The following is a 16,946-nucleotide window of genomic DNA, read 5'->3' on the forward strand; positions in this document are numbered from 1 at the left end:
TTTCTTGACAGCTTTGGGCTCTACTCCTAAAACCTGTCATAATAATCATGTTTTCTTGACAGCTTTGGGGCTCTACTCCTAAAACCTGTCATAATAATCATGTTTTCTTGACAGCTTTGGGCTCCACACCCTAAAACCTGTCATAATAACGATGTTTTCTTGATAGCTTTAAACTATCCACCTCAAAAACTGTCTAAATGACGATGTGAGTTTTTCTAAAAAAACAAGACTCCGCAGAAGCGAAGTCTTGTTTAAATATATCCTTACAGAATATCCATCCAAATCTTAATCGCGGTACCCAAAATCAATACTGCAAGGATGTACTGAAGGATTTTCGTATTTACTTTCTTACCTGCATTTGCGCCGAGTGGTGATGCGATTAGGCTGGCAACAACCATGATCAATGCTGGCCAAAATGCTACCTGGCCAGTGGCAAGCTTACCTACTGTTGATCCAATTGAAGAAATGAAGGTAATGGCAAGTGATGTAGCAATTGTCATACGAGTAGGAATCTTCAGCACGACCAACATGATTGGCACTAGCAGGAATGCGCCTGCAGCACCTACGATCCTGCTCCAACCCCAACGATGAACGCGAAGAATGCTGCCAGCCATTTATTGAATGTTACCTGGTCTAGCGGGATATCATCGACGTTTTTCTTAGGAACAAACATCATAACAGCTGCAATCAAGGCAAGAATACCGTAAACAAGGTTGATTCCGCCTTCAGACATGAAGCGGGATCCGTAGCTTCCAATCAAGGAACCGACAAGGATTGCGGCACCCATATAAATGATCAATGTCTTATTTAGGTATCCGCCTTTACGGTATGCCCAGACGCCCCCGATAGTGGCGAAGAATACCTGGACAGCACTGATTCCTGAAACCTCATGGGCACTGAATGCTGCGATGCCGAACAATGGCGGTATATATAATAGCATTGGGTATTTAATGATGGAACCGCCGATTCCAACCATCCCGGAAATATAAGACCCGATAAAACCAATTAAAAATATGACGATAAGATAAGTCAAATCCATCAGGCTTCCTCCTTATTTAACAAACTATAAAAAACAGGCCGTTATTAGGCAATCCCTATTCACAAAAATCCTATGAAAATGCAAAAGAAAAGGGAGACAAGCTCCCCCTTTTTCAATTACGCCTTCTTCATCCAGAACTTGAACACACCGTTTTCTTCTTCGTGCTTCAGAAGTTCATTACCAGTGGATTGTGCCCAAGCTGCAAGATCTTTTACAGCGCCTTTATCAGTTGTATGAATTTCTAGTACTTCTCCAGATTGAAGATCAGTGATTGCCTTCTTCGTTTTAACGATTGGCATTGGACAAGCTAGTCCTTTTGCGTCTAATACTTTTGCTACGTTCATGTTAAAATCCTCCTTGGTTGTATGAAAAATTATATTTATTCGAAAGCGATCAGGGAGCAAAACCCCTCAACAGATTTATCTTACTGCACAGCGGTTTGGTCCGATTTCCATTTCTCTTTGCTTTTCTTCGTCCGGGCTGATTTTACCCATATTTGTTTCACGAATTTCCTGGTATGCATTTGGCTGCGGTGGCAGATTCTCAGTTACAAGTCTGCGGAACTCAGCTTCGTCTTCGATGTTCAATCCGTGGTTTTTCGCGAATAGTGTACCTAATTTTTCAGAAACGCTGCCATCTTCATTCAACTCTTCAATGATCATGAAGTGTGCAGGCAGAACAACTAGCTCATCAGAAAGCTGCTTGTAACGATTGTAAAGAGAGTTTCTAAGGTCCGCTACCCAGTCTTCAGCTTTTCCAGCCAGGTCAGGGCGTCCAATTGAGTCAATGAATAGTATATCCCCGGAAAGAAGATATTTTTCATCTACCACAAAAGAAGTAGAGCCGATTGTGTGACCTGGAGTGTATAGTGCATTGATGTCGATGTTTGTTTCACCGATTTTCACATTGTTGCCGTCTTCTAAAGACTGGTAGCTGAATGTTACTTCATCAGCGTCTTTCGGAGGCAGCCAGTAAGTTGCACCTGTTGCTTCAGCAATTTTTCTGCCGCCGGAAATGTGGTCTGCGTGCAGGTGTGTATCAAATACATGTTTGATTTCAACGCCAAGCTCTTTAGCGAAATCAAGGTAAACATCAGTCATTCTTGTCGCGTCAATCAAAGCAGCTTCACCGTTTGAAACTACTGCGTAAGATAGGCAGCCTTTTCCGATACGGACGAACTGGTACATTGATCCGCCATCTTTGAGATCGCCAACCTTGACTGGCTCAAGATGTTCGCTCCATGCTTTCATACCGCCTTGAAGATATGATACTTCACGGCCTGCTTCTTCAAGCATTTCAGCCACCATCACTGATGAACCTTCTTTTGCACATACAACAAGAACTTCTTTATCAGTTGGTACTTTATCTAGGATTTCTTCTACTCCGTCAAGAAGATCGAAATAAGGGATGTTAAGGTATTCGAAGTTTTCGCCTTCGATTTTCCAGTCGTTGAAGTCAGTCTCGTTACGGACATCAAGGATGAAGAGTGGTTCTTTATTGAAAACTTTTTTAGTTACTTCTTTAGACGTCATTGCTTTCATAATTCATTGTACCTCCATGGGTATGATTTTTTTCAAAAAAATTTTTACTGTACTTTTGTTTCAGTTGGGCCATTCCACTCAGACATACCTGGAACCACATTCCAAACATTTTCGAAGCCGTTGCTTGAAAGTGTTTGTGAAGCCATGTCACTTCTGTTGCCAGTACGGCATACAACCAGGATTGTTTTAGACTTATCAAGTTCAGACAAACGGTTATCCAGGTCACCAAAAGGAATGGATACAGCATTTGGAATATGTCCAAAAGCATATTCAGCCGGTTCCCTTACATCAAGGACAACAACATCCTCATTTGCTTCAAGCTTATTGATGACATCATCGTTTGAAACAACGTTTGGATATTTTGTTTCTTCCTGTTCTTCACCTGAACCGCCTTTGCGGATATAGTGCTTAAGGACGTCGCCTTCTTCAATCGTTCCAAGGTATTGGTTACCAGAGCTTTTAGCCCAAGCCTGGATATCTGCTCTAGAACCTTTATCCGTTGCGAGCACCTCTAAAACCTCGCCAGGATTTAAATTGTTGATTGCTTTTTTAGTTCGGACAATCGGCATTGGGCAAGCAAGCCCTTTTGCGTCGACTGTAGCATTTGTTTTAACAGTTTCCATTTTTCTACCTCCAATTAATAGAATCTATTAGATGAACAGGTTGACGTTTCCGTCTTCTGCATCAGCCAGGTAAGCTGCTACCCCAGCAAACTCAACGCCTTCCATGATCTCTTCATGAGTAAGACCAAATAAGTCTACTGTCATCTGGCAGGCAACAAGCTTTACATCCTGTTCTTTTGCCATGTCAATCAAGTCTGGAAGCGGCATTGCATTGTGCTTCTTCATTACGTCCTTGATCATTTTTGGTCCAAAACCTGCATAGTTCATTTTTGATAATCCCAATTTATTCGCGCCTCTTGGCATCATCTTCGCAAACATCTTTTCAATGAAGCCTTTGTCAGCCTGGATTGGCTCATCTTTTCTTAGAGCGTTCAAACCCCAAAATGTGTGAAAGATTGTCACTTCATGATCATAGGCAGCAGCACCATTAGCAATGATATAAGCAGCCATGACTTTGTCATAATCCCCACTGAATAAAATGATTGTTGTTTTTTTCTGTTCTCCCATTCTCTATCTCCCCTTCTTAATTACGGCAATGGGTATTTATGACTGCAAAAAATATTATATCTTTTCTAACATGTTTATGTTGTTAAATACCTAACAGGGTATATATTATAAAAGATCAATCCTTTTGTCAACTGTAATTATGAATTTTTTATGACTTTTTATTTTGTGATTTTCAAATCGTAAAAAATGCCGTCTGATTATGATATGTTCCTTTTGCTGATAGTTGCTTGTAACGTGGATTTGAATAGTAGTGAATTTTAAAAAGAAGAAAATGCCAATGATGACATATTATATAGAAGAAAAAAGTTTTGTGAGATAATGATAAGTAGAAATATGCAGGGAATATAATAAGAAATAACGCAGAATGAACTAGTGGAAGTAATAGTGGAATAATAAAAGAAATAAAAGCCCGGGTTCCAAAAATCTTTATAATTAGCAGATTGTAAAGATTGTGATCCAGGTTGATCAGTCTTCATCAAGCATCCTATATTTTACGCTTTCATCATAAAGCCCGTTTTTCTTGCTCCATGCCCAGATGATTCCCGCAGACGCAGTGAATGCAATCATAACCAATAGTAAGATCCATGCTCCTGGTGCCATTTTTACACCTCCTATTGCTTGATATCCTATACTACCGAATTACTCTAACAGAAATTCCCGAAACCGTCCAGAGTATATTTTAGGGGGTTGTAAAAAGAAGCCTTTAGGATTACAATGTGGTCAAAATAATTTGGGAGGTTTGAAAATGGATCATGAATCCCTGGGTTTTTACTTCGATTTCCTTTATTACATCGGAGTGCTATCCTCATTATCTTTGTCCTTGATACTTTACGCAAAAAAATAATAAAAAAGAAGAGCAGAATTAAATATACCCCTGACAGAGCCAAATTCGTCGCTCTGTTTTTTTTGCCATAAATGTAAATAAACGAAGCTTTTTTCCAGTTAGAGAGCTAGTATAAAACAATTGGATAACTCTATAAAAAACTTGAATCACTTTATTTCTCTATGAGATGTATCATGAAACATAGCAGATTGTGAAGAAATTGTGAAATTTATGTGTTTATTTTATGAACAAGGGAGTGTCAAAATGTTTACAGACGAAAAATGGAGTTCTTCGAAGAACTGGTTCATCGCTGCTGTCTTTTGGATTATCATCGGCATGACCATGGGACTTCTTACTGCAACAAAACAAATCTGGCCAGAATTGTTGAACAATCGCTGGTTCACTTACGGGCATGTCCGTTCTGCCCACGTTATGCTTGTCATCTATGCATGGTTATCGATGGCATATGTAGGATCTATGTTCTACATGATTCCAAAGCTTGCTAAAACGAAAGTTTACAGTGAAAAGCTTGGGAATTTTGCACTTGTATTTTATAACATTGTCATATTGGAAGGTTTCTTCGCACTACTGTTAGGCCAAACCGAGGTTATCGAGTATGGCGAATTCCCGTTATGGGTAGACGTTCAGCTTCTTGTCGCAATTGGACTTGTAGCATATAACCTTTTCAAGACAGTTGGACGCCGCCAGGAAAAAATGCTTTATGTCAGCCTCTGGTATTTCCTTGGCTCATTGCTATGGCTGCCATTGACCTGGATTGTCGGAAACTTCCCGGCTCAATGGATTCCAAGTGGTGTACAGCAGGGTTTGATGGGCTGGTTCCTTGGACATAACGCAATCGGCCTTTGGATGACAACGGTCGGTGTTGGACAGATTTACTACTTGCTGCCTAAATTGACTGGACGTCCGTTATACAGCCACCAGTTATCCATGATTGGTTTCTGGGCAATCGCAACTTTCTATGTATGGAATGGTCCTCACCACTTGATGAATGGACCGATCCCAGGATGGATTTCAAAAGCTGGGGTTATTCCTTCAATCGTTCTATTGATTCCGGTATGGGCAGTTTTAGCTAACTTCTGGGGAACGATGAAAGGATCCTGGTCACAGACAAGAACAAGTGTGCCGCTTCGTTTTACCGTTGCGGGAACAATTTTTTACCTGTTCGCATGTCTTCAGGGACCGTTACAAGCTTCCATCAGTAAGTTCAGTCATTAAGTTTACTCACTGGACTGTCGGGCATGCACATATGGGACCATTCGGTGCGTTCTCTTTCACATCATTCGCAGCAATCTACTACATCCTGCCTAAAATCGTTGGACGCGAAATGTTCAGCAAGAGAGCAATGGAAGCACACTTCTGGTTCTCTACTGTAGGTTTCTTAGTATTCGCATTCTCATTGTGGATCGCAGGGGTCGTCCAAGGTTTCGCATGGATCGAAGGTGTTCCATTCCTGCAGACTGTCTTGATGATGGAACCATACGTACAAGGCCGGGCAATCGGTGGAACAATGATGTATGTAGCTCAATTCTTCCTGGCATGGAACATGTATAAGACTATCAAACTAGCAAAACTTGAAAAAAAACAGCAAGCACAGCAGCAAGCTGCTACTGCTTAATGAGGAGGGAACACGTTGGAACGTAAACCATCAGCTGTATTAATCGTCGCTTTAATTCTATGGACTTTCGGTGTAGCCGGAACGGTCATCCTTCCCCTCTTCGATCAGGAAATCAATTCTGCGACTGCGAGCGGTGAGCTCCGCAACTATCCAGAAGATTCCGCTGAAGCAAGAGGAAGAGAAATTTATGTCCAGAACGGCTGCCAGACTTGCCATACACAATTCGTAAGAGCACTGCCTGCTGATACGAACCAGAATCTTGGTCCAGTTACTAAAGGCGGAGACTATAAATATGATTTACCACATCTATTGGGATCTAACCGTACAGGCCCGGATTTGATGTGGGTTGGCTTGAAATATAACGAAGACTGGCAGCGCCAGCACTTGATTGATCCACAATCAACAAGCCCTGGAACAATCATGCCTTCTTTCGACTATCTATCCAACCAGGAGCTTGATGATCTTGTCGCATACTTGATGAGCCTCAAGCCAACAGAAGAGAGATTGGAAGAATACAAGAAAGAATTGAACGACGCAAAGTCAAGCTCTAACTAAGCCTATTTTCATAATCATTACCTTAACCCCCCGCGGTTTAAGGTAATGATTTTCTATAACAGCATTTTAAAAGGCAGGTGTAAAAAATGAAAAAAGAATATCAGCAACATGATAGCAAAGAGGCGGATATTGTCTCTGATATTAAAATTGAACACAATAGAGTGCCAAAACTCCTGGTAGCTGTATTTTATATTGTCGCGATCTGGGCCATCGGATATGCGATCTTCATGCCTGGAAAGCTTGCAGTCGAACCTGCTGCCGCTCCTCAGGATAATAAAGGAGAGCTGATTTTTGAAGGTACTTGTCTGAGCTGCCACGCCACTGGTGCAGCACCTGACCTAAGCGGGGTAACTGACAGGATGACGGAAGAAGACATTAAAAATGTCATCAAAAAAAGGCCGTAACACGATGCCTGCAATCGGACACCTTTATACAGAGAAGGAAATTGACAAAGTTTATGAATACTTAGAGGACTACAGATAAGGAAAGGAGGATTCTCGTGGGTAAAACTATATCAAGATGGGCATTTTTCATCATTATTTTCACACTGCCATTCTGGAACGGCTTCAGGATGGATATCGACAACGAAAAGCTGTTCTTATTCGGCTTTGAGTTATCCTATGAAGCTGGCTATCTATTTTTCGTTTTCTTGTTCTTGTTCCTGATGGCTTTCCTTGCACTTTCATTGATCGTGTACAGGGCGTTTTGCCAGTATGCATGCCCGCACAACACGTTCAGCATGCTTTTGAACAAGATTGAAACAAAATTAGGCGATAAAGGCAAAGCAGTAACATTTTTGCTTGCCCTGTTCGTAAGCATATTCATGGCTTACGCGACTGTAAGTTACTTCTACAGCCCTATTACGATCTGGGAATCACTCGTTAACTTTAAAATGAACAAATACTTCTTCCTTGTAACTTCAACTGCTGTTTTATATACAGCTCTATCTTACAAGGCAAGGAACTCTTTCTGTAAAGTTTGTCCATACGGACTTGCCCAGGGCATATCACGTGTGGATGACAAAACTCAATGGCTTACACATCCAGGAGTATGGATTACCTGGGGTACAACAGCTGCCCTTGTACTAGTCCTGCTTGTTGGATGGTTCTAAAGAAAACTAAAGCGAGGTGAGAACATAAATGAATAAAATAATGAAACTGTCAGCATTCGCACTTCTTTCAATCTCAATTACTGCCTGCTCTGAAGCCGCAGTAAAAGATGCATCACTTGATAATAAGAACGAGAAGGATCTTCCTCCTATCCACGAAGACTATTCTTCTAACTGGTGGAAAGACCAGCCGAACGGAAATGCGGATACCAATATGGATTGGGACGCGAAGGCTGGATCCTGTCTGCCAACGAAGTTAGTAACGGTATTGCCATCGCTGATATCAAAACCGGCAATCCAGTAAAATACATTCAGAGCTCAGGAACACCACACCATGTGCACCTGAACAAAGACCAGACATGGGCGTTTGCGACACAGCGTTATGGAACAAGCGTGCTGGCTATCAATATGGAAACTCTTGAATCACATGACATCGATTTCCCAGGGTTTGATAACCCTCCTGCACCACAGCACATGACGTTTTCAAGAGATGGCAAATATGCATTTACTTCACTTAACGGCGTTGGCGCGGTTGGAATGATTGATGCTGAAAAAGCCGAACTTGTGAAAGTTTTCAAAGATGTTGGCAAAAAGCAAGGGATTTGAATGTCACTCCTGACGGCAAGAAGCTGTTTGTCAGCTTGCAGGCTGAACCATTCATAACAGTCATCGACATCGAAACAGGTGAAATAAGATACCTTGAAAGAACCGAGACTGACTACGGAAAAGGAACAGGTTCAGACTAGATATGTCAAATGATGGAAAATATGTAGCTGTTTCAAACACAGCAGACAATGAAGTTGCAATATATGATGCGAAGTCAGAAAAGCTCCTCAAGAAAATTGGAGATATTCCTAAACCCGTTAACGTACACTTCATGGGTGACACCCATGATCTTGTAACAGGCAATCGTAATGACGGATCCATTTCCATCATTGATGCAGAAAAACTGAAGTTCATCAAAACCGTAAAAACTGGGGCCGGAACGAACATCCCTTACCTTGGTCCGGACGGATACTGGTATACTTCCCAGAACGGTGCAGGCTTCTTGACTGTCCTGGACCCTGAAGACAACTATAAGATCGTAAGGAAAATCTGGGGCGTACAGAATATCCACTGGCTCGCGTGGAGCCCTGATGGCAGTATGATGTTCGGTTCAAACTGGGGAGATAAGACCCTAACAAAAATCGATCTTACTAAGAAAAAGGATTTCAGACAGACAATTCCTGTCGGTTTGAATCCAAATGGAATCGCTATTAAAACAAATGTACCTAAAGACCAAATTTTAGCTTACCAAAAAGGCAATGAGGAAGAAGCTAACAGAATCAAGAAAGCATCCACTCTAGTTTTCCCAGAGGCAAAGGATGTTAATGAGGAAGCTTTCCTCGGTACTTGCCTTCAGTGTCATGATATCGGCCGTATCATGAAGAATTCAAGTAAAGGCGCCGAGCAATGGACATCTGTTGTTGACCGTATGGCAGGCAATGGAGCGAAAATGACCGATGAGCAAAGACAGCAAATCATCGATTACCTTGCTACTGACGAACATAAAGCCCTCAAGATCCAAACAGAGCTTGAGCTAGAAATAGCAGAACAAAATAAGGATAAAGAATAAGGCTCAGGCATCGTTCAGCACCGTCACTGAGCAGAAAAGAAAAAATCCTAATGCTTCTTAACAGGAAGCATTAGGGTTTTCATCTAAATCTCTTATGAAGTTCCACAATCTTTCATGCAGATTGGACTTGAACTGTTTATCCTTTCTTAACAGGAAGAATGGGCGGAAACGGTCCCTGTCTTTGAAAGGACTGACAATAAGCTGCCTTGAGTGAATCTCGGGACAAATTGCCAGCTTGGAAAAGACAGCGACACCAAGCCCATTTTTTACACCTTCTTTGATGAGTGTGTTGCTATTGTAAACTAGGACGGATTCTGGTTTGATATTCAAGCCATTCCATAAATCCAGGGTAGCCTGTCTCATCGCACAGCCCGGCTCTCTGATCAGCCAGGTCATTTTCTCAAGCTTAGCAGGTCCTGGTTTCCAGGATCTGCCCTAAGCTGAGGAGATACACCAAGAACAAGCAAGTCGTCATAGAATTCATGAGAAATAAAGTCATATCGGCCAGCTTGTCCCTCGACAAGCGCAAGGTCAATATCAGAAGCATAAAGCAAATCCGTAATGTGCACAGATGTGCCGATGGTAATCTGAATTTGGTTGCTTGTTATATCAGGATTCAGCTTGATGAAATCCTGGACCACCTTTGAGATCAGGCACTCACCGATCGTATTGCTGCAGCCGATCTTGATTGATTGACTTGAGTCCCCTTCTGCCAGAAGATTCTCTAGTTTCTCATTCAATGCTATCAACTGCTGGCCATGTTCATATAATGTTTTGCCAGCCTCAGATAATTTGATTTTGCGATTGGCCCTGATGAACAATTGTTTATTATAATATGTTTCTAGCTGACTGATTTGATGGCTGACAGCTGGTTGGGAAAGGTTCAGCATCTTCCTGCCTGGGAGAAGCTCTCATATTTAGCAGCAGCTATGAATGTCTTTAAATGTTCCAGATTCAATATGATCGCACCCCTTTTTACTATAGAATTGGAGGGTAAAAAATGAAAAAAGTAGATATCGTCATTACCGTTATCGTATTATCTGTTTTTATTTTCGGTTTGATGTATTTTACCAAGGATGATTCCGTCACATACCGCGACGTGAAATTCGAAATTGCCTCATTGGCCATTTTAACCACTGTTTCCCTGTTCACTTATTTCGGTATCAGAAGAAATTTAGAACATTAATTCGCATTATACCACAGAGGGTTTAAAATGTGCGGGAAAAATACAGATGTAAAACCTAGGAGGATTTCCTAGGTTTTATTTTTTCCCTTGAAACAGTATACTAGCAATCAAATGAAGAAATTAAATTTGAAAGTTCACTACAGTAATTATACAATATAATACATAATACTGACAGGGGTATATTTTTTAACTCCCTTAATTAACCCTTAACAAAAATATCACAATATAGATAACAGAAAAGGAGTGACTTTTTATAATGACAGAAATCGGATTATTCTTTGCATTTACTGCTGGAATCTTATCATTTTTTTCTCCATGTGTGTTCCCTCTTCTCCCTGCTTACATAACACATTTGACTGGCGGGAAGATTGAGGGATCTAAAGTAGCTGTCGATCGTGCAACACTTTTTACCCGTTCATTTGGATTCATTATCGGTTTTAGCTTGATTTTCATCGTCATGGGGGCGTCTGCATCGTTCCTTGGGCAGGTTTTCGCAAATTACCGGACAATCGTGATGCAAATTGCTGGCTTGCTGATCATCATTTTCGGCCTTCAGATGGCTGGCTTGCTGAATATCAAGTTCCTGATGATGGAGAAAAAGGTCCAATCTGAAACTAAACCAAAAGGTGCATTCAGTTCTGTGTTCCTTGGTATGGCGTTCGCGAGCGGATGGTCACCTTGTGTCGGACTTGCACTCTCCTCAATCCTGCTTTTGGCGAGCTCTTCCGATACTTTATATCAGGGAATGTACCTGCTTACTTCTTATTCTCTTGGGATGGCAGTTCCTTTCCTTATCATATCATTTGTCATTTCTTATTCATTAAAAGCAATCAAAAAGATCAACAAATATCTTTCTAAGCTTGCACTCGTGAATGGTATGATAATGGTAGGAATGGGCTTCCTTGTCCTATCCGGGCAGATGCAGAAAATCAGCGCCTGGCTGTCTGCTTACAGCTTATTCGGAATTTAAGAACCCTGATGTATAGCTTTTTTAAAAAGGTGATGCAAGGCAGCGTTAAGGAGTGATCTATACAGTGAAGAAAGAACTGATTGGCAAAAGTGTACTCGTCGTTGAAGATGACCCTAAAATCCGCACACTTGTTAAGATTTATTTGACAAATGAAGGCTATGAGGTGCTGGAAGCTGACAACGGCATTGCTGCTCAGGAAATGATTGAAAGATATGATCCATGCATCCTCATCCTTGACCTGATGCTCCCCGGCAAAAGCGGTGAGGAGATTTGCCGCTGGGTTCGCAATGACCTGGAAAGCATGATGCCTGTCATCATGCTGACCGCAAAGGCTTCTGAGAAAAGCAGGATTGATGCTTCAAGCTTGGCGCCGATGATTATGTTGTAAAACCTTTCAGCCCGGCTGAGCTGATGGTCAGGATTGAAGCGGTGTTAAGAAGGACGGCAAGCAGATGCGGAAAACTGACTTTTACAGGCCTTACAATCAAGCCTGCAAAAGGCGAGGCACAGGTTGATGGCGCGCCGCTCGAATTGACCAATTTCGAATTCAGGCTTCTTCATATGTTCATGCAGCATCCAGGTCAAATCCTTTCGAGGACACAAATACTCGACACGATTTATGAAAACAACGAAAAAGCCGTGACTGAGCGGACGATTGACGTCCATATCAAAAATCTCCGGGAGAAAATAAAAGAAAAAACGCCTAAAGATTATATCCAGACAGTAAGAGGAATGGGGTATAAATTTGCGGCGAATTAAAAGCATGGCGAATTTGTTACTATCTAAGCTTGTGGCAGTCAACAGCGTCGTCATCCTGCTTGTCATCATGCTTGCAGGTATATCCGTCAAAGATTACGCATGCTTCCTTGTCAATAACCAGCAGGTGACTGGGACACAGCTGGTGGACACATTGAATTCATTCCTTGTCAAAGTTAGCATCATTGCATTTGTCATTGCCGGGCTTTTGCATTATTTTTCAGTAAAGCGGATCGTAAAACCGGTAAAAACAATGGCGTTTGCCGCCAACCAGATTAAAGAAGGCAAGATTCCTTCGAGAATAGATGTCACGGCAAGCGGTGAATTGGGTGAACTTGTAACGAATTTTAACGCAATGTCAGAAACTCTTTCTGCTGTGCAGACAAGACGGGAAGAGATGTTAAGAGACATCGCCCATGAGTTGAGGACTCCGTTAACGAATATCAACGGCTATCTTGAAGCCCTTCATAACGGTGTATTGGCGGGCGACCGTGAGCTATTCGGCTCTCTTTTGGAGGAATCCAAGCGTATTACGAGGATTGTCGACCTGATTGCTGAGCTTGACGCCTGGAATAAAGAGGTTTACTTCCTTGAGAAACAGTTTGAAGTAACCGATATGAAACAAGTCATGGCAGAATCACTGGCAGCCTTCCAGCTGAAGTTGTCAAACAAATTTGACACCGTCAATCAGCATATAGAACATGCCCCCATTTTTGGCCATGAAGACGGCTTAAAGCAAGTCCTATCCAATCTGCTGCAAAATATCATAGATTATGATACTGGCGGGAACCTTACAATTGCTGCAAAACCTGATGGTAAGATGTACAAAATTACTTTTTCCCATCAAGGGAAATACATTGATCCGGAGATGAAAGAACTCATTTTCGAACGATTTTACAGGCTTGAAGAATCCCGCAGCACAAAAGCTGATGGTGCAGGACTCGGACTTGCCATTGCCAAAAGTATCATTGATGCCCATCAAGGAAAAATCGGCGTTGATACAGATGGGCATGATCACACTTTTTGGATAACGATTCCACTCCACCACAATTCTTAATCATTCCTTAACAATACGATTACATACTGAACGGTAAATGATGTTTTCGTACAAAAGGAGCGATTGTGATGGATTTTACGTATTATAATGAAAAACTAATTGGCCAGCTTGAATATGGATTCCTGCCAATATCTCCAAACACGGAGATGGGTTACAGGCCTATGGAGCTGTTCGTAGCCTCTTTAACTGGATGCAGCACCACGGTGCTCGCAAATATTCTTACCAAAAAGAGAATAGACTATAAAAGAATCGACGTACAAGTGTCAGCAACCAGGAATTCCGAAGAAGCAAACCGGATTGAAAAGCTGATTTTCAATGTAAGTGTTCAAACTGATACTATTGACAAGGCTGATCAGGCTGAAAAGCTTGCCGGACTTGTCCTGAAAAATTGCGGCATGATTCAATCTGTAATCGATAGTATCGACATCGGTTATCAAATTGAGTTCACGCCAGACCAGCCAAAAAAAGGTGATGTTGCTTGAACTATATAACTTTCGGCAGATTCACGCTGCCTGCAGATTTGCTTGCAGCATTTGCCGCTATTTTTATCGGAGCCCTGATTTACCGGGCCAGAGAAAAAAAGAGTATCGATGATTGGTTTTGGAACAGCTTTTTCCTCTACATAGCGGTTTATAAACTCAGCTATATACTTTTCAATTTCAAGCTGTTCATTGACACCCCCTTCTCACTTGTCTACTTTAATGGCGGTACAGAAGGCCAGATTCTTGCATATATCGGAATCACAATCTATTTATATTTGCTAACAAGAAAAAAGGGCAGCACTATTAAAGCAGAGGATTATCTCTATGGGTACTTTAAATTCTTTTTGCTGTATTGGACAGGGTTATTTGCATTCTCACAGGACTATCTCGCAACTGCTATTCAGGCGGTCCTTTTATTAGTCTTCCTATTGTTTTTCTTCAAAAACATTAAGCTTACTGCTGAGTATGCAATTTTGTTTCTCATGCTTGAAGCATTGATACTTAGCCTCTTTTCCGATATGCTCTCTGTGGAAAATCTATTGATTTTCGCACTCGGAATTTACTTAATCATTTTACAGCGTTTTAATAAGGAGGAAGTTCAGCATTGAATAAAAACCTTTTATCATTTGCGATTTTAGCACTTGCTGTCGTCATTCTTGTCGTGAATATCTGGAAACCGGGATCAACAGAAAGTGAAAAAAACACAACAGCTCCAGCAGGCGAATCTGTAGAAACAACCGAAGATATTCCTGGCGCGAAGCTTTCTTCTTTGCGTGAAGGAGCCGAGGCACCTGATTTTGAATTGAACACCCTTGATGGAAATACAATCAAGTTATCAGATTACCGTGGCAAAAAAGTGATTCTCAACTTTTGGGCTACATGGTGTCCTCCTTGTAAGGCTGAAATGCCGCATATGCAGAATTTCTACGAAGAATACAAAGACCAGGGCGTAGAAATTCTCGCAGTCAACCTGACAAATATGGATAAAGGTGAGGATGAAGTCAAAAAGTTCATCGAGGAATATGGTTTGACCTTTACGATTCCTATGGATGAAGAAGGGAACGCCGGAACGACCTACCAGGCGTTTACCATCCCAACCAGCTACATCCTTGATGAAAACGGCGTAATCACCAAGAAAATCGTTGGCCCTATGGATGAAAAAATGATGAAGGAACTTACGGGTGTTAAGTAAAAAGTCGCGGCCGTGACTTTTTTATTTCTTATTGGACATTTTGGTATTGCATCGCCTTTGAAATGTCCATTAACACCTCTTTCTTGGACATTTTGGCGCTGCTTCGCCTTTGAAATGTCCATTAACACCTCTTTCTTGGACATTTTGGGGCCGCTTCGCCTTTGAAATGTCCATTAAACCTCTTTATTGACACTTTGGCGCTGCTTCGCCTTTGAAATGTCCATTAAAACCTCTTTATTAGACACTTTGGCGCTGCTTCGCCTTCGAAATGTCCATTAAACTAAAAAGATTTTAGGTGCTCAGGATTTTTGGTTCTCCATCAGCTTTGAACGTTCCCTTTTCTTTTAAAAATTGCTTAATAACATCAACTGCATGGACACATGGTAGGTTTTATCTGCTTCAGCGCCTTTGAATAGCTGCTTGCCTGCACCCGCAATCTTGTATTTCCTCGTCAGATCGATCTCCTGTCCGCCTATGAGCAGCTTTTGAATCCTGTTTCCTTCCGGATTGTATGGCTTGAAGGACATGAATAATCCGGAGGACCTCAGTATATATCCGCCTTTTTGCTTGAACGGGTTTTTGGAGAAAACCATCTCCAGATTCTTCTCGAGGGCATTCATCAGGCGCTCTCCCGTCATTTCCAGTGTGAACATTTCCGGGTTCGCCGGGATGATGGTATGCAGGTCATACTCGGTAATATCCCCTGCTGGGAAAGGAGTGCCGTACCTCCACCCATGTGAGAATGCCAAATCGCCATCATAGGCATGGAGATAGGCATCTGTGATCAATTGATCCATCGGTGCCTCAGTCAAGGTCATCCTGTGTAAAATCGATTCTGTCTTGCCAACGATATTGCCCCTCACCTTACTGTACGGTTCTAATACATCAGCAATGATTCCCGCCATCTCCTCATCCTCAGGGTAGCTTTCATCGATTTCCATCAATTCGTATCGATAGTCCTCCATCCTTCCGCCTTCAAGGGTAATATCCAGTTTTCCAAGGAATGATGCACTTGAACCAGCCTGCACGACAAGCGTATCATTGACGGTGATCGGCACTTCTACCTGTCATGGCTGTGTCCCGACAAGACAATATCAATGCCATCTACAAGGGTTGCCAGCTCGACATCAAGAGGGAGCCCCATATGGCTTAACAACACAACTAGGTCCACCTGGCCATTTAACTCTTCCACACAATTACGCGTTTCCTCCACACCTCTAGAGAACGCAAGGCCTTTTGAGAAGCTTTCAGGCATGGTCTCATCAACATACGGATAAGTCAGTCCAATGATGCCCACTTTGACGCCCTCTAGCTCCTTGATGATAAATGGCTTCATATACGATTCATTTGTGTCTTGATCCTTTACATTGCAAGCAACAGATGGAAAAGGCAATGCTTTTATCAGAGAAGACAGCTGCTCTTTTCCGTAGGCGAAATCCCAGTTTCCAGGGACCCAGCCATCCAGCGCCATTTTTTCCAATGCTGGTAAAATGGCTTCGCCTTTCGACGCCACTAAAGGAAGTGTCCCATGGAACAGGTCTCCTCCATCCAGGAATAAAACATTTTCTGATTTTGATTTAAGATTCTTGATATACTTAGCTATCCTTGGCAACCCGCCTGTTTTATGCAACTCAGGTTTGTTATCTATCCAGAACAGTTCATGATGGAGTTCCAGGCTTCCATGGGTATCGTTTTGCTGTATTATTGTCAACTTTGTCATAGTATCCTCTCCTCCGTTTAGGCTTTTCCATAAACCTCCTGATTGGGCATGAAGCTTATGGAAAGCCTTTATAGTCAAAAGGAGTACCTTTATTAGGTACCCCCTTTATGATTGGCCAGCTCCAGCGCCTAGCCCC

Annotated in this window: 24 protein-coding genes and 2 pseudogenes; 16 read left to right on the forward strand and 10 right to left on the reverse strand. The window is 42.0% G+C overall.

The genetic code is table 11. The features are described from left to right. Window positions 1-263 precede the first annotated feature (263 nt). The 6 genes and pseudogenes from JCM21738_RS04865 to JCM21738_RS26600 form a co-directional block, all read right to left on the reverse strand. A pseudogene (locus JCM21738_RS04865) lies at window positions 264-1,039 on the reverse strand (sulfite exporter TauE/SafE family protein). Between the two features lie 116 nt (window positions 1,040-1,155). Further along, complete coding sequence (locus JCM21738_RS04870; protein ID WP_023626705.1) at window positions 1,156-1,383, reverse strand: sulfurtransferase TusA family protein; 228 nt, start codon at window positions 1,381-1,383, stop codon at window positions 1,156-1,158. Between the two features lie 75 nt (window positions 1,384-1,458). Continuing rightward, complete coding sequence (locus tag JCM21738_RS04875) at window positions 1,459-2,580, reverse strand: MBL fold metallo-hydrolase (RefSeq protein ID WP_023626704.1); 1,122 nt, start codon at window positions 2,578-2,580, stop codon at window positions 1,459-1,461. 44 nt (window positions 2,581-2,624) lie between these two features. Beyond that, complete coding sequence (locus tag JCM21738_RS04880; protein ID WP_023626703.1) at window positions 2,625-3,203, reverse strand: sulfurtransferase TusA family protein; 579 nt, start codon at window positions 3,201-3,203, stop codon at window positions 2,625-2,627. 27 nt (window positions 3,204-3,230) lie between these two features. Further along, a complete protein-coding gene (locus JCM21738_RS04885) occupies window positions 3,231-3,710 on the reverse strand; it encodes a DsrE/DsrF/DrsH-like family protein (RefSeq protein ID WP_023626702.1) in 480 nt (159 codons plus the stop codon). 465 nt (window positions 3,711-4,175) lie between these two features. Continuing rightward, the gene (locus JCM21738_RS26600; protein WP_023626701.1) at window positions 4,176-4,310 is read right to left on the reverse strand and encodes a hypothetical protein; all 135 of its coding nucleotides are present in this window, start codon (window positions 4,308-4,310) and stop codon (window positions 4,176-4,178) included. Window positions 4,311-4,875: 565 nt separating this feature from the next. Here JCM21738_RS26600 and JCM21738_RS25330 point away from each other — a divergent pair. The 8 genes and pseudogenes from JCM21738_RS25330 to JCM21738_RS04925 all read left to right on the forward strand — a co-directional run bounded on the left by JCM21738_RS25330 (window position 4,876) and on the right by JCM21738_RS04925 (window position 9,447). Further along, window positions 4,876-6,169: pseudogene (locus JCM21738_RS25330) on the forward strand (cbb3-type cytochrome c oxidase subunit I). A gap of 15 nt (window positions 6,170-6,184) precedes the next feature. Then, entirely contained in the window at window positions 6,185-6,724 is a 540-nt protein-coding gene (locus tag JCM21738_RS04900) for a cbb3-type cytochrome c oxidase subunit II (protein ID WP_023626698.1), read from the forward strand. A gap of 86 nt (window positions 6,725-6,810) precedes the next feature. After that, complete coding sequence (locus JCM21738_RS04905; RefSeq protein WP_035208979.1) at window positions 6,811-7,128, forward strand: c-type cytochrome; 318 nt, start codon at window positions 6,811-6,813, stop codon at window positions 7,126-7,128. A gap of 95 nt (window positions 7,129-7,223) precedes the next feature. Next, a complete protein-coding gene (locus JCM21738_RS04910; protein ID WP_023626696.1) occupies window positions 7,224-7,835 on the forward strand; it encodes a 4Fe-4S binding protein in 612 nt (203 codons plus the stop codon). Between the two features lie 28 nt (window positions 7,836-7,863). Further along, window positions 7,864-8,136: a hypothetical protein gene (locus JCM21738_RS04915; protein WP_035208980.1), complete on the forward strand. Its 273-nt coding sequence runs from the start codon at window positions 7,864-7,866 to the stop codon at window positions 8,134-8,136. Further along, window positions 8,052-8,438 carry a YncE family protein gene (locus JCM21738_RS04920; RefSeq protein ID WP_148296059.1) on the forward strand — a complete coding sequence of 129 codons (387 nt, stop codon included), beginning with the start codon at window positions 8,052-8,054 and terminating at the stop codon, window positions 8,436-8,438. The genes JCM21738_RS04915 and JCM21738_RS04920 overlap by 85 nt, the downstream gene beginning before the upstream one ends. Next, window positions 8,435-8,578: a hypothetical protein gene (locus JCM21738_RS24190; RefSeq protein WP_156315500.1), complete on the forward strand. Its 144-nt coding sequence runs from the start codon at window positions 8,435-8,437 to the stop codon at window positions 8,576-8,578. The genes JCM21738_RS04920 and JCM21738_RS24190 overlap by 4 nt, the downstream gene beginning before the upstream one ends. A gap of 2 nt (window positions 8,579-8,580) precedes the next feature. Next, window positions 8,581-9,447, forward strand: coding sequence for a hypothetical protein (locus JCM21738_RS04925; protein WP_035208983.1), 867 nt, complete (start codon window positions 8,581-8,583; stop codon window positions 9,445-9,447). A 57-nt stretch (window positions 9,448-9,504) separates the two neighbouring features. On the opposite strand, the gene JCM21738_RS26605 is transcribed toward JCM21738_RS04925, so the two are convergent. Beyond that, window positions 9,505-9,810 carry a LysR substrate-binding domain-containing protein gene (locus JCM21738_RS26605; RefSeq protein WP_256360174.1) on the reverse strand — a complete coding sequence of 102 codons (306 nt, stop codon included), beginning with the start codon at window positions 9,808-9,810 and terminating at the stop codon, window positions 9,505-9,507. 29 nt (window positions 9,811-9,839) lie between these two features. After that, window positions 9,840-10,337 (reverse strand): LysR family transcriptional regulator, encoded by a 498-nt coding sequence (locus JCM21738_RS26610; protein WP_035208987.1) that lies wholly within the window; start codon window positions 10,335-10,337, stop codon window positions 9,840-9,842. Window positions 10,338-10,447: 110 nt separating this feature from the next. On the opposite strand from JCM21738_RS26610, the gene JCM21738_RS04940 reads away from it, so the two are divergent. The 8 genes from JCM21738_RS04940 (at window position 10,448) to JCM21738_RS04970 (ending at window position 15,090) form a co-directional block, all read left to right on the forward strand. Beyond that, window positions 10,448-10,633: a hypothetical protein gene (locus JCM21738_RS04940; RefSeq protein ID WP_023626693.1), complete on the forward strand. Its 186-nt coding sequence runs from the start codon at window positions 10,448-10,450 to the stop codon at window positions 10,631-10,633. 256 nt (window positions 10,634-10,889) lie between these two features. After that, window positions 10,890-11,603 carry a cytochrome c biogenesis CcdA family protein gene (locus JCM21738_RS04945; protein ID WP_023626692.1) on the forward strand — a complete coding sequence of 238 codons (714 nt, stop codon included), beginning with the start codon at window positions 10,890-10,892 and terminating at the stop codon, window positions 11,601-11,603. A 64-nt stretch (window positions 11,604-11,667) separates the two neighbouring features. After that, window positions 11,668-11,991: a response regulator gene (locus JCM21738_RS27100; protein ID WP_369385639.1), complete on the forward strand. Its 324-nt coding sequence runs from the start codon at window positions 11,668-11,670 to the stop codon at window positions 11,989-11,991. 23 nt (window positions 11,992-12,014) lie between these two features. Next, window positions 12,015-12,362: a winged helix-turn-helix domain-containing protein gene (locus tag JCM21738_RS27105; protein ID WP_369385640.1), complete on the forward strand. Its 348-nt coding sequence runs from the start codon at window positions 12,015-12,017 to the stop codon at window positions 12,360-12,362. Then, window positions 12,349-13,416, forward strand: a complete 1,068-nt coding sequence (locus JCM21738_RS04955; RefSeq protein WP_232215916.1) for a HAMP domain-containing sensor histidine kinase — start codon at window positions 12,349-12,351, stop codon at window positions 13,414-13,416. The genes JCM21738_RS27105 and JCM21738_RS04955 overlap by 14 nt, the downstream gene beginning before the upstream one ends. A gap of 68 nt (window positions 13,417-13,484) precedes the next feature. Then, complete coding sequence (locus JCM21738_RS04960) at window positions 13,485-13,898, forward strand: OsmC family protein (RefSeq protein ID WP_023626689.1); 414 nt, start codon at window positions 13,485-13,487, stop codon at window positions 13,896-13,898. Continuing rightward, window positions 13,895-14,506 (forward strand): hypothetical protein, encoded by a 612-nt coding sequence (locus JCM21738_RS04965; protein WP_023626688.1) that lies wholly within the window; start codon window positions 13,895-13,897, stop codon window positions 14,504-14,506. Before JCM21738_RS04960 ends, JCM21738_RS04965 begins: the two co-directional genes overlap by 4 nt. After that, complete coding sequence (locus tag JCM21738_RS04970; protein ID WP_023626687.1) at window positions 14,503-15,090, forward strand: redoxin domain-containing protein; 588 nt, start codon at window positions 14,503-14,505, stop codon at window positions 15,088-15,090. Before JCM21738_RS04965 ends, JCM21738_RS04970 begins: the two co-directional genes overlap by 4 nt. Before the next feature lie 344 nt (window positions 15,091-15,434). On the opposite strand, the gene JCM21738_RS25340 is transcribed toward JCM21738_RS04970, so the two are convergent. Both JCM21738_RS25340 and JCM21738_RS25345 read right to left on the reverse strand, forming a co-directional pair. Further along, window positions 15,435-16,148, reverse strand: a complete 714-nt coding sequence (locus JCM21738_RS25340) for a 5'-nucleotidase C-terminal domain-containing protein (protein WP_052019561.1) — start codon at window positions 16,146-16,148, stop codon at window positions 15,435-15,437. A gap of 2 nt (window positions 16,149-16,150) precedes the next feature. Then, the gene (locus JCM21738_RS25345; RefSeq protein ID WP_243462893.1) at window positions 16,151-16,810 is read right to left on the reverse strand and encodes a bifunctional metallophosphatase/5'-nucleotidase; all 660 of its coding nucleotides are present in this window, start codon (window positions 16,808-16,810) and stop codon (window positions 16,151-16,153) included. Between the last annotated feature and the right edge of the window lie 136 nt (window positions 16,811-16,946).

It is taken from the genome of Mesobacillus boroniphilus JCM 21738, assembly GCF_000517385.1.
Taxonomy (GTDB): domain Bacteria; phylum Bacillota; class Bacilli; order Bacillales; family Cytobacillaceae; genus Mesobacillus; species Mesobacillus boroniphilus.